We start from the raw sequence: 11,642 nt of genomic DNA on the forward strand, positions 1-11,642 counted from the left end.
AACTTGGCCTCGAAGTTTCAAAACCGTCTGGTGGGCACCGTCATCCTGGTGGCCCTGGTTGTTATTTTCCTGCCGGACTTGCTGGATGGTCACAAGCTGGCACAAAAGGAGGAGGCCTTTGCCAAGATCCCGCTGCGCCCCGAGCTGGAGCCTGCCAAGCCTGCGCTGCAGGTCTCGGCAGCCAGCAGCCTGCCCGCCGATCATCTGGCCAGCCAGCAACAGGCCTCTGCGGCCCAGCAGTGGCAAGTGGAAGAGGTGGCTGACCCCATGACCCTCGCCGGTCAGGGCAACGGCGCGCAGCCGGCGACAACCCCTGCCGCACCGGTCCAGTCGCAACAGAATGCCCAACCCAAGCCACAGCCCAAGCCAGAAGTGGTGGCCAAAAAACCGGTCGAACCGCCCAAGCCAGCACCCAAGCCGACGCCAGCCAAACCGGTTGAAGTGGCCAAGGCACCTGCGCCAGCCAAACCACAGGCGGGTCAGATCAAGTCCCTCGATGATCTGATTGAAAGCAAGATGAATCAGTCGACCACACCTGCACCCGCGGCCGCGCAGGGTAGCTGGATCCTCCAGCTTGGTGCCTTCAAGAACGTCGACAGCGTCAACGCGCTGGTGAGCAAGCTGCGGGCGGCGGGCTACTCTGCCCACACCTCGCCGCGCACACCGGTGCAGGGTCAGCTCAACCGTGTCTTTATCGGGCCGGATGTCTCCAAGGCCAAACTGCAGGGGATGCAGGGGCGGATTTCCCAGATGACCGGCCTCAGTGGCTCGGTGGTCTCCTACAACCCGTGACGGCTTGCCGTTGGCAATGGCCCTCTGAAACAAACACCGCGCCCCGTGCGCGGTGTTTTTTTATCTGGCCGTCGTGATTTTTAAGGTCGACGTCGTACAGGCCACCACCCGGTTGGGATTTACGGGGAGTTGGGTTAGTCTGAGCCCTCTGTCACCCATAGGAGTTCAAGATGATCCTCTCGACAACCCCCACTCTGGAAGGCAAGAGCATTCGTGAATACCGCGGCATCGTGGTGGGCGAAGCCATCCTTGGCGCCAATATCTTCAAGGATCTCTTTGCCGGGATCCGCGACATTATCGGTGGCCGCTCCGGCGCCTACGAAAAAGAGCTGGCCCGTGCCCGCGAGATTGCCTTTGATGAGCTCAAGGAGCGCGCCTCTGCGCTGGGGGCCAATGCGGTGGTCGGCATCGATATCGACTACGAGGTGGTGGGGCAGAACGGCAGCATGCTGATGGTCAGTATCAGTGGTACCGCCGTGCTGGTGTGATGCGCCACGCAAGGGTTGCCTACAACTGCCGTCGCAGGCAGGGTCACGGATAAAGTGGATAACTGCTGGCTGCCCATGGGCCGACAACCCGGTTGTTGGCCCTTCTCGTTTATTGATCAATTTCTGCCGTTGCCATACCAGTCGAGCTGGTCGGCCAGAGTGACCACCGAGCCGATGATGATGAGGCTCGGGCTCTTCACCTGACGGGCCAGTTCGGCCAACTGCTGCAGCTCGCCGCGCACCACCCGCTGACTGAGCTGGGTGCCTTGCTCCACCAGCGCCACCGGGGTGTGGCCGGGCATGCCGTGGGTTTGCAGCTCATCCTGAATGCGGGCGGCGTGGGCCAGCCCCATGTAGAACACCAGAGTCTGGCGGCGGGCCGCCAGCGCCGACCACTCCTGGGCGATATTGCCCTCCTTGTCGTGGCCGGTGATGAACTGCACCCGCTGGGCATGATCGCGGTGGGTGAGGGGAATGCCGCTGTAGGCGGCGCAGCCTGAGGCTGCCGTAATGCCCGGTACCACCGAGAAGGGGATGCCCGCCTCGGCCAGGGTTTCCAACTCCTCGCCGCCCCGGCCAAAGATAAAGGGATCGCCCCCCTTGAGCCGCACCACCTGTTTGCCGAGGCGAGCCTGATCCAGCAACAGCTGGTTGATCGCCTGCTGGGGCACACAGTGGCGGCCCGCCTCCTTGCCAACAAAGATCCGCTCGGCATCCCGGCGAACAAGCGCCAACACCTCCTGCGAGACCAGCCGGTCATAGACCACTACATCCGCCTGCTGCAACTGCTGCAGACCGCTCAGGGTGAGCAGCCCCGCATCGCCGGGGCCCGCGCCTACCAGGGTGACGCTTCCCTTGCTCTGCGGTTGCTCCTCGAGTAGCTCAGCGACGCTCTGCTCGGCCGCCTGTTGCTGGCCGCGCGCCAGTTGGCGGGCGAGGCGGTCTTGGCTAAAGAGCCGCTCCCAGAAGCGGCGGCGGGCCAGCTTGTCCGGAATGAGTTTGACCCGCTCGCGCAGCTTGCCCGCCAGCGCCGCGAGCTGGCCGAGGTGTTGCGGTAGCATGGCTTCAAGTTTTTCCCGCAGTTGGCGGCTTAGAACCGGCGCCGCGCCTGCGCTGGAGATGGCCACCATCAGCGGCGAGCGGTCGATGATGGCGGGCATGATGGCGCTGCAGTAGGCCGGAGAGTCCACCACGTTGCAGAAGATTTGGCGCAGGTTCGCCTCGTGAAAGACCTGATGATTGACCTCTTGCTGGTTGGTGGCAGCGATCACCAGCCACTTGCCATCGAGCAGTTCGGGATGAAAATCGGCGGCGCAGAGGGTCAGGCGACCCTGCTCGGCCCAGCTCATCAGCTGGGGTTCCAGATGGGGGGCATTGATGGTGATCTTCGCCTTGGCATCGAGCAGCAGGCGCGCCTTGCGCACCGCCACCTCACCGCCGCCGACGATCAGGACCGGCTTGTTTTGCAGCTGACAGAAGAGAGGGAGAAAGTCCATAACAGGCTCCGGATGCTGGCCCGCTCGCAATGCCGCGCCGGGCGAGATAGCAGGGCGCGCCGTGACGCACCCCGGATGGTCGGGGGAAAGATCCCCCGACGGGAATAAAAAAGGGGAAGGGTGATCTACGCCCGGGCCAACGACAGATCCCCACCGGTGTCGGCCACTTGATCACGCTTCCCCAAACGAGGTTTTTCCTATTGCACCGCTTTGACGTGCATGTTGGCGACGTACTGATCTTCGGCCCAGAAGATGCGGTCAGCGACCATGGCTTCCGGGTTGAGGGTGACGCCGCGCAGCACCCGCTCCTTGAACTTGTGATAACCGGCCCGGTCGATAAGGTGACCCATGTGCAGATAGATGGGCTTGCCATCCAGCATCTCGGCCTCGAACTCGAACAGGTTCTTGATCACCGCGTGCAGCACCTCTTCGGTCACCCAGTTGAGGAACAGCTTGCCGGTACGAGGGGTCTTCTTGCTGGTGCGTCCCCCCAGCTTGACCATGTAGAGCTGCTTGGGATCCCGCTGCCAGGCCAGGGTCGGGCAGGCCAGCACGCACTCGCCACAGCCGATGCACTTGCTCTCCTCCTTGACCGCCTTGCCATGTTTGATGGCGAGGCAATCCACCGCGTGGTGGCTGCACGCCTTGACGCAGGCGCCGCAGCCGATACAGCGCTCGGCATTGAAGTGGATTTTGGCGATGCCGAGGATACCGAAGTCGGCCATGTTGGCCTTGGCGCAGTCGTTGGGGCAGCCGGCGATCACCATCTTGAGGTGATAGGGGTTGGGGTAGAGGTGTTTCTCCATCCGCTGGGCCAGCCCGGTGCAGTCGATATTGCCCTTCTGGCAGATGGTGTTGCCCTGACAGGCAACGATGTTGCGCCCGCCGATGGTCTGGTAACCGGCTGTGGTGTCCTCTACCTCGATGCCGCAGGTCTCCACCTCGATCTCCTTGATAAAGGGTTCGAGGGCGGCGTTGACCTTGTCCATGTCCTGATACTTGATGCCGGGCATCGCCAGCTTCTGGCGGGTGGTGAGGTGGATCAGGCCGTTGCCGTACTGTTCGGCGATCTGCTGGGCCACCGCCAGCAGGTGGGCGGGCATGATCCCGCCGGGAATACGCACGCTGATCATCGCTTCGCCGCGCACCTTGGAGAGGCGGTATTCGTTCTTGGCGCGGGCCTTGATGATGTCGATATCGAGACTCATGGTGTTCTCCCTCAGTCGATCAGATGCTGGGCCTGGTCAAAACGAAAGACCGGTCCATCCACGCAGATATAGGTGTCGCCCATCCGGCAGTGGCCACACTTGCCGACGGCGCAAGCCATGCGGCGTTCGTAGTCGACCCAGATGCGATCCTTGGGGATACCGCGCTCAAGCAGGGCGAGTACCACGAAACGGATCATGACGGGAGGGCCGACCACGATGGCCTGGATATCCTCGCTATCCGAGAGATCCAGCTGGTCGATGTAGTCGGTGACCCGGCCGATGCGAAACTGCTCGCTCTCCTTGCCCTCGTCCAGAGTGACGATGAGGTTCTGCTGTTCGGCCCAGAGTTGCATCTCGTGGCGATAGAGCACCGCCTGCTCGTTCTTGAAGCCGAGGATCATGTCGAGGGACTTCACCTGTTCCGGATGCTTGCTAAAGCGACGCAGCAGCCCCTTGACCGGGGCGACGCCGGTGCCGCCCGCCACCACGATGAGGTGCTGGTTGCGGTAGGTCTCCAGCGGATAGCCGTTACCGTGGACGCCGCGCATCCACACCTTGTCGCCCACATCGAGGGCAAACAGCGCATCGGTCACCTTGCCGACTTTGCGGATCAACAGATCCACATAGCCATCGCCATAGTCGGAGACCGAGATGGGCGCTTCGCCGACGGTGGGCAGGGAGATCTCCACAAACTGGCCGTAGTGGACATCAAAGTCGCGGGAGACCCGAAAGTTCCACTCCAGCTCGGTGTGGCGCTCGATGGCCAGAATGGTGTAGGCCTTGGGCAGCAGGCGGTTTTCGACCACGCCCTGCTGCGGTTCTGCTGTTGCGGTTTGCTGGCACTGGCACATATCAGTTCGCCCCCTGCGCGTTGTCGGCTGCGATGGTCTGTTCGACCACATCGGTCATCTTGTTGATGATGTTGCTAAAGGAGATGTAGTGAGGGCAGCGATCGTCGCAGCGGCCACAGCCGACGCACATGTGCTCCTCTCCCTGACGGGCCTTGTAATCGTTGACCTTGTGCAGGGCGCGATAACGAAGGCGCTCGCCATGCTTGGCGCGAAAACCGTGGCCACCGGCCATGTCGCTAAAGCCATCCACCATGCAGCTGGCCCACTGGCGACGGCGCTCGCCCTGCTTGGGGTTCTCCGCATAGGTGAGGTCGTGCACGCTGTAGCAGCTGCAGGTCGGGCAGGAGGTGGTACAGCGGCCGCAGCCGATGCAGCGGCTGTCGTACTCGGCCCAGACCGGATGGGCGGTGAGGATCTGGCGGATCCGCTGGGGGTCGTCACAGACGCTGTCCGGGGTGCGTACCTTGACCGGGTTGCTCTGGACAAATTCCGGGGTGAAGTCGTCGGATTCACCCAGTTCGGCAAAGTAGCCGAGCAGCTCGGGATCCTTCACCTCAATACGGGCACCCTCATCGCTCAGACGAATGGCGGCGGCGTAGTCCTGGGTCTCGTTGCTGCCCATGGAGACGCAGAAGCAGTTCTCGAAGCTCTCGCGGCACTCCAGCAGCACCAGCTTGAGCTTGCTGCGCAGCCGGGCGTAGTAGACGTCGCTGTTCTGGCCATTTTTCAGGTAGACCTGATCCAGCCTGCGCAGAGCGTGGATATCGCAGCTGCGCAAGAACAGCAGGGTGGGCTTGGCCTCCACCTTTGATTCGCGCAGCTCCAGATTGTCGAAGTGGAACAGGGTCTGGGTGATGGGGAGCACCACCTCTTTCGGGGAGAAGTGGGACTTCTCCTGCCACACCAGATCGGCCGGATGGCGGATGCTGTGGTAGGTGACGTTGTCGGTGTCGGAGAAGCGGCCGCCCCGATATTCGGCCGCGGGCGCCATGATCCGGTAATCGGGCAGCAGCCGCTCGAACAGCTGCGCCAGCGCGGGATGGGTGAGAAGAAACGACATAAATAAACACCTTGTATGAGGGTGAGATGCCCTGGCATAGGGATGAGGAGCGGGCCGGTCAGGATGTCTGGCACCGGTTCTGGCCGCGCTTGCCTCGCCACGGTCTGTTTTTATGACTCATGTTGCTCAACTGACCCGATTGTTATTGTGTTGGCGGCGCGTGCGTCGCGGCAGGTCGGGTCATGCCTGTAAAACCCTTGTCAATTGAGCAGGGCGGCCTGATAGCCTGCGCACTTGCCCATCACGTATCCCATCTCCAGCTTGTTGATATCGCGGGTAAAACGGGAAACGGGGAAGTAGTCGGCCGGGGCGATCACCTCGATCTGGCAGTCCTCCGGCGGATTGGCGATAAAATCGAGCGCCTCGTTGTAGCTGCGATCCCGCTGCTCCAGCGCCTGTGCCAGCGCGGGGCGGGTCTTGAGTAGAGTGCGGATCATCCAGGGGAAGGGCATCGGCTTGAGCCGATAGCCAAGGGGCTCGGAGAGGATCACCGTCAGGTGACGGGCACCGCGGCGGTAGGCCTCGATCACCGGGATGGAGTCGGCCACCCCACCATCTGTCATCGGTACCCCGTGTACCTCCGGGTATTCGTGGGAGGCGAGGGGAATGGCGCAGCTGGCGGGCAGCACCTCGTTCATGTTCTCCGGCTTGACCCGGATGTACTCCGCCTTGCCGGTCAGGGTATTGGTCACCACCGCATAGAAGGGGATACCGGTCTCCCGGTAGGCGTGAATGTCGAGGGGATACTTGCGGCAGCTGGTGTTCCACAGCCAGTGGATATCCACCAGATTGCCTCCTTTGGCAAAGCGCAGGGGATCCATAAACTGCTGGCTGCACGCCAGTTTGGTCAGGATCTCGTGGCTGCGGCCATGCTGGCTGGCGAGATAAGCCAGCAAGTTGGTGGCCCCCGCCGAGACACCGATAGCGAAGTCAAAGGGGCGATAGTCATGCTCGATAAACGCATCCAGCACGCCGCTGGCAAATATGCCGCGCATGGCACCGCCTTCTACAACCAATGCGCTGGGGGATGCGTTTTTGTTCATGACAGGCACCTCATTGATAAGTCAGAGAGAAAAAGTGGGAAAGAGAGCGCTCGGGCTGTCAGGCCGACCATTCTGACAACCAACCGGGGTTGGCCATCGCAATGAGGTCATTCTAGGAAGGGGATGGTGTTTAGAATATCTGTTAATAATGAATCAAGTGTTTTGTATTTCTAAACGATAGTGATAAACCCGTTGTGATCAAAGGGGTTGTGTAGGAGTCTCAACGACTCTGTGATGGCTGGATATTGGCAAGGATGAGTGTGTCATGACGTTATTGGTTCCCCCGCTGCTCCAACGTGGCGATACCATCGCTTTTTTCTCCCCCTCCAGCGCGGCGACCGCCTGGGCACCCAACCGTTTTGCCCGCGCAAAAGCCTTTCTTGAGGGGCAGGGCTTTAGGCTCAAGGCGGGCAGCCTCACCGGCCAGCAGGATCACTGGCGTTCCGGCTCCATCGCCGCGCGGGCCGAGGAGCTCAATGCCCTTATTCGCGACCCAGAAGTACGCTGCATCATGTCGGTGATTGGTGGCAGCAACTCCAACTCCCTGCTCCCTTACCTCGATTTTGAGGCGCTCAAGCGCGATCCCAAGATCATCGTTGGCTACTCCGATGTGACGGCGCTGCTGCTCGGCATCCATGCCAAAACTGGCCTGGTTACCTTTTATGGCCCGGCGCTGGTGGCCTCCTTTGGCGAGTTGCCGCCGCTGGTGGATGAGACGCTGGCCAGTTTTTTACAGATTGCGTTGGCCGACGAAGCTGGCGTCCCCTGCACGCTGCCCACCCCGGCGCAATGGAGCGATGAACGGCTGGACTGGGAGAATCAGACCCGGGCCAAGCAGTGCCAGCCCAATCGGCTGATCTCGGTCGGCTCAGGCCGGGTTGAGGGACGGCTGATTGGCGGCAACCTCAACACCATGGCGGGGATCTGGGGCTCCCCCTATATACCGCCCATCGAGCGTGGCGACATTCTGCTGCTGGAGGACAGCCTGAAATCTGCCGAGACGGTGGAGCGATCCTTTGCCCATCTCAAACTGTGCGGGGTGTTTGAGCGGATCGGCGCGCTTATCCTCGGCAAGCACGAGTTGTTCAACGATCAGGGTTGCGGCAAGCGCCCCCTCGATATCCTGCTGGAGGTGGTTGGGGAGCCGAGCTTCCCCATTCTGGCGGAGTTTGACTGCGCCCATACCCACCCCATGCTGACGCTGCCGCTGGGCATCGAGGTAGCGCTCGATCTCGACCGCCAGCAGCTCACCTTGCTGGATCCCTGGTGGGATGACTGTTGAGGCTATGTTGCCAAGGGAGATGAAGCACACATGCTATGTGCTGAAGAGGATTGATGAATGCTCGACACCGCCCATCAAGGGTAGTTTGCGGCAACAAGCGCGACTCGGGAGCGCGCTTGTTGCCATTGGCTGGATTACCAGCGGTAGGTTTTCAGCAAGGCCTCCAGTTTTTGACACTGCTCGACCAGCTGGATACTGGCGAGGTTGGCGGCATGGGCCTGACCCAGAGTGTCATTGGACGTATTGCGAATGTCGCTGACCGCGTGATCCACTTCGCTGCAGACCCTGTCCTGCTCTTCTGCTGATTGTGCCATCTGGGCGTTGAGGTCATTGATGCTGGCGATGCGTCCAATGATGTTTTGCATGGCCGCCAGGGTCGCCTCTGTCTTGCTGATGCTCTCACCGGCTTTGCTTTTTGCATCCCCGATCACCACAACGGCGCTTTGGGCCTCGTTTTGCAGGGCGGCGATCATCTGGGAGATCTCCTCGCTGGCGGCACGGCTACGGTTGGAGAGGGCCCGCACTTCATCGGCTACCACCGCAAAGCCACGGCCTTGCTCGCCGGCCCTGGCCGCTTCAATGGCGGCGTTGAGGGCCAGCAGGTTGGTCTGATCGGCAATCCCCTTGATCACCTCAAGCACACCGTCAACGGCGAGGCAGCGGCTATCGAGTTGCTGGATCACCTGATCCACCCGATCAATTTCTGCCGACATCTCGCCCATATCTATGATGGAGTGCTGGGCGAGGCGGCTGGTATTGGCGGCATCCTGATTGGTGAGGGCGGAGAGCTCGGCGCTCTTGCGGGCATGTTCGCGCACTTCGTGGGAGCTTGCCGCAAGCTCGCTTACAGCGGCGGCAACCTGAGTGGTCATCGACTCTTGCTGACGGGCCGAGTTTTCTGTCTGGGTCGCCACCTGACGGATCTGGCTCGACTCCTGATAGAGCTGATGGGTCGCCCCTTCTACTTCCTGCAGGCTGTGCCTGAAGCCCTGCACCATCTCATTGACGGCACGGGTCATCTGGCCCAGCTCATCCTGACTCTGGTTGAGCAGGGGGATAGCGAGGTTACGCTCTTTGGCCATCTGGAGCATGGTACGTTGCAGTTGCCGCAGCGGGTGTTTTACATAGCGTTGCAATACCCACCACAGCAGGCCGAAACCGAGGCTGAAGACAAGGGCCAGACTGCCGCTCAGGATCAGGTTGTTGTGGCGGATCTCGCCGAAGGTATGGCTGAGATCGTAACTGATCCGCACCGCTCCCATGACAGTGCCTTCAGGCACTTGATGGCAGGTGGTGCACTGGGTACCGCGATACTCCTTGTAGGCTTTGAACGGCTTGATCAGGGTGAGCTGGTTACCCTGTTGCTGCAGGATGGTTTCCCCCTGATTGATGGCGCGTTCGTCGAAGCTGTCCTGGGCTTTCTGGTCCGGGAAACCCGGGCCAAACAGGTTGCTGACGGCCGGGGCTCGAACCAGACGAGCCTCGACAATGCCCGCTTCACTCTTGAGTTTGGTCTGCACTATCTGCCGGTTGGCCATGCCACCTGTCATCATCAGCACGTTGACCTGATCCATATAGGTGTTGGCCATGCTCTCAACCTTCTCCTCTGCCAGCCGGATGGCGAGATCCCGTTGCAGCCAGGCAGAGAGCTCGAAGCTGAGGCCAAAGGTGGTGCTGATGACCAGCGCAAGAGGGAGAAAGATTTTCCAGTTCAGGGAGAGGTTATGCATAGTCGGGGCGTTCCATGCGTTGTTGTGTTTTATCTGTTCCAGCTTCATCTGAGCGTAGGCGAGGAGAGCAAGAATGATGGTTCTCTATCGGCACACCATAACCGCTCTTTAGTAAATAATCTGTTAAGCAGATCGGTAATGCTGGTTGCCAAAATGACTTCGACGAGCTGCACGGCTCTGCGGGTTGATCCAGAACAAAATGCCAGTAACGATAATCGTTATCATTGTCATTATTTACTAAATAGTGACCACCATGAATCTGACCCCTTCCATGACCGGTATCTCCTCGCCGGATCCCCTCAAGTTTGCCTTTAGCGCCAAGACCTCGGCCCACGCCAGTCGGGGAGGGATGCGCCCCTTCCCGCTGGATGAGGCTGGCTGGCAGAGCTGGTGGCAGCGAGAGAGTGAAGCTGAGGAGCGCGCCCTCTACATCCATATTCCGTTTTGCCGCAAGCGCTGCAGCTTCTGCAATTTCTTTGAAAATGGCGCCAACCCGGCGCGGATCAACCGCTATGTCAACGCTCTGTGCGCCTCCCTTGCGCAGGCGGCTGACACCCCGCTGGCGCAGAGCCTGCCATTTTCAGCCGTCTATGTGGGGGGCGGTACGCCGACCGACATGAGCGCCGACGAGCTGGCCATGCTGGCCGCCGTGATCCGCCGTTTTCCGTTGTCGGCCGATGCCGAGGTGACGCTGGAGGGGCGGCTCAACGGCTTTGATGATGAGAAATGGCAGGTGGCGCTGGCCGGGGGCTTCAACCGCTTCTCATTCGGGGTGCAGAGCTTTGATACCCGGGTGCGTCAGCAGGCGGCCCGTTTCGATGACAGGGAGACGCTGCTGACCCGTCTGGGTGAGCTGACCCGGGATGATGCGGCTGTGATCGTGGCGGATCTCATCTTTGGTCTGCCCGGTCAGGATGATGCCGTGTGGCAGCAGGATATCCGCGATGTGATGGCGAGCGGTGTACACGGGGTCGATCTCTATCAGCTCATCGCCATGCAGGGCACCAATCTGGAGCGGGCGCAGGAGAAGGGCACCCTGGATTGGCTCGCCGATGGCCAGCAGCGGGCGGCCATGTATGCCTATGGCGGGGCGCAACTGGAAGCCCACGGCTGGGAGCGTCTCTCTTGCAGTCACTGGCGGCGCAGTCCGGCCGAGCAGAGTCGTTATAACCAGATGGCCAAGCGCGGTGCGGAGATCCTCCCCTTTGGCGCCGGTGCGGGGGGCAGCATTCTTGGCCACGGCTTGATGTATGGACGGGATCTGGCCCCCTGGCACGACGCGCTGGCCAGTGGCAAGCGGGCGCCCGGGATGGTGATGGGGCGCAATCCCAATGCAAGGATGGACGGTCTGCTGCGCGGTGCCCTCGACAGTGGCGTGCTGGCGCTGGATCGTCTGCCGGTCTCCTTGCGTGCTCATCTGATGCCGCTCTTCTCGGCCTGGCAGCAGCATGGCTTGGCCGAGATAAGCCATGAGCGACTGCAACTCACCCTTGCCGGACGCTTCTGGAACGTCAATATGCAGGCTGGCTTGTTCGAGTTCCTGCAGCTCAATCCGCTCGATGGTTCAGCGCCGCCCAGCCATGGTACCGCCGCGGTGCGCCATTCGCTGGTCTGAGCCCGAGTGGAGCATTTGCACGGCTCCGTGTGATCCACAACGAAAGAGGGAGCCTTGCAGGCTCCCTCTTTTGGCTT

At 61.2% G+C, this 11,642-nt stretch carries 10 protein-coding genes; 4 read left to right on the forward strand and 6 right to left on the reverse strand.

Annotation, left to right across the window (positions count from 1 at the left end):
- Positions 1-3 precede the first annotated feature (3 nt).
- Both dedD and G5380_RS00815 read left to right on the forward strand, forming a co-directional pair.
- A complete protein-coding gene (gene dedD / locus G5380_RS00810) occupies positions 4-792 on the forward strand; it encodes a cell division protein DedD (RefSeq protein WP_421204757.1) in 789 nt (262 codons plus the stop codon).
- 170 nt (positions 793-962) lie between these two features.
- On the forward strand, positions 963-1,280 hold the full coding sequence (locus G5380_RS00815) for a heavy metal-binding domain-containing protein (protein ID WP_201907086.1): 318 nt from the start codon (positions 963-965) through the stop codon (positions 1,278-1,280).
- A 116-nt stretch (positions 1,281-1,396) separates the two neighbouring features.
- On the opposite strand, the gene cysG is transcribed toward G5380_RS00815, so the two are convergent.
- From cysG to G5380_RS00840, 5 genes are all read right to left on the reverse strand, one after another.
- On the reverse strand, positions 1,397-2,776 hold the full coding sequence (gene cysG / locus G5380_RS00820) for a siroheme synthase CysG (RefSeq protein ID WP_421352210.1): 1,380 nt from the start codon (positions 2,774-2,776) through the stop codon (positions 1,397-1,399).
- Between the two features lie 197 nt (positions 2,777-2,973).
- The gene (asrC, locus tag G5380_RS00825; protein WP_040066440.1) at positions 2,974-3,984 is read right to left on the reverse strand and encodes a sulfite reductase subunit C; all 1,011 of its coding nucleotides are present in this window, start codon (positions 3,982-3,984) and stop codon (positions 2,974-2,976) included.
- Between the two features lie 11 nt (positions 3,985-3,995).
- The gene (asrB, locus tag G5380_RS00830; RefSeq protein WP_421352211.1) at positions 3,996-4,835 is read right to left on the reverse strand and encodes an anaerobic sulfite reductase subunit AsrB; all 840 of its coding nucleotides are present in this window, start codon (positions 4,833-4,835) and stop codon (positions 3,996-3,998) included.
- Between the two features lies 1 nt (position 4,836).
- A complete protein-coding gene (asrA, locus tag G5380_RS00835; RefSeq protein ID WP_043819574.1) occupies positions 4,837-5,895 on the reverse strand; it encodes an anaerobic sulfite reductase subunit AsrA in 1,059 nt (352 codons plus the stop codon).
- A gap of 200 nt (positions 5,896-6,095) precedes the next feature.
- Entirely contained in the window at positions 6,096-6,938 is an 843-nt protein-coding gene (locus G5380_RS00840; RefSeq protein WP_005333746.1) for a patatin-like phospholipase family protein, read from the reverse strand.
- 265 nt (positions 6,939-7,203) lie between these two features.
- Between G5380_RS00840 and G5380_RS00845 the strand changes: the two genes are divergently transcribed.
- Positions 7,204-8,220 (forward strand): S66 family peptidase, encoded by a 1,017-nt coding sequence (locus G5380_RS00845; protein WP_421352212.1) that lies wholly within the window; start codon positions 7,204-7,206, stop codon positions 8,218-8,220.
- Positions 8,221-8,354: 134 nt separating this feature from the next.
- Here the strand turns inward: G5380_RS00845 and G5380_RS00850 are convergent, their stop codons facing one another.
- Positions 8,355-9,950 carry a methyl-accepting chemotaxis protein gene (locus tag G5380_RS00850; RefSeq protein WP_421254062.1) on the reverse strand — a complete coding sequence of 532 codons (1,596 nt, stop codon included), beginning with the start codon at positions 9,948-9,950 and terminating at the stop codon, positions 8,355-8,357.
- Positions 9,951-10,203: 253 nt separating this feature from the next.
- Between G5380_RS00850 and hutW the strand changes: the two genes are divergently transcribed.
- Complete coding sequence (gene hutW, locus G5380_RS00855; RefSeq protein WP_421221530.1) at positions 10,204-11,565, forward strand: heme anaerobic degradation radical SAM methyltransferase ChuW/HutW; 1,362 nt, start codon at positions 10,204-10,206, stop codon at positions 11,563-11,565.
- Positions 11,566-11,642 lie beyond the last annotated feature (77 nt).

This window comes from Aeromonas sp. 604443 (genome assembly GCF_049170315.1).
Classification (GTDB): Bacteria; Pseudomonadota; Gammaproteobacteria; order Enterobacterales; family Aeromonadaceae; genus Aeromonas; species Aeromonas veronii_A.

What these genes read in the sequence shown, in the direction of transcription:
- asrC (WP_040066440.1), bottom strand. Translation starts at nt 3,984, where the DNA reads ATGAGTCTCGATATCGACATCATCAAGGCCCGCGCCAAGAACGAATAC.
- asrB (WP_421352211.1), bottom strand. Translation starts at nt 4,835, where the DNA reads ATGTGCCAGTGCCAGCAAACCGCAACAGCAGAACCGCAGCAGGGCGTG.
- G5380_RS00845 (WP_421352212.1), top strand. Translation starts at nt 7,204, where the DNA reads ATGACGTTATTGGTTCCCCCGCTGCTCCAACGTGGCGATACCATCGCT.
- G5380_RS00815 (WP_201907086.1), top strand. Translation starts at nt 963, where the DNA reads ATGATCCTCTCGACAACCCCCACTCTGGAAGGCAAGAGCATTCGTGAA.
- G5380_RS00840 (WP_005333746.1), bottom strand. Translation starts at nt 6,938, where the DNA reads ATGAACAAAAACGCATCCCCCAGCGCATTGGTTGTAGAAGGCGGTGCC.
- asrA (WP_043819574.1), bottom strand. Translation starts at nt 5,895, where the DNA reads ATGTCGTTTCTTCTCACCCATCCCGCGCTGGCGCAGCTGTTCGAGCGG.
- G5380_RS00850 (WP_421254062.1), bottom strand. Translation starts at nt 9,950, where the DNA reads ATGCATAACCTCTCCCTGAACTGGAAAATCTTTCTCCCTCTTGCGCTG.
- hutW (WP_421221530.1), top strand. Translation starts at nt 10,204, where the DNA reads ATGAATCTGACCCCTTCCATGACCGGTATCTCCTCGCCGGATCCCCTC.
- cysG (WP_421352210.1), bottom strand. Translation starts at nt 2,776, where the DNA reads ATGGACTTTCTCCCTCTCTTCTGTCAGCTGCAAAACAAGCCGGTCCTG.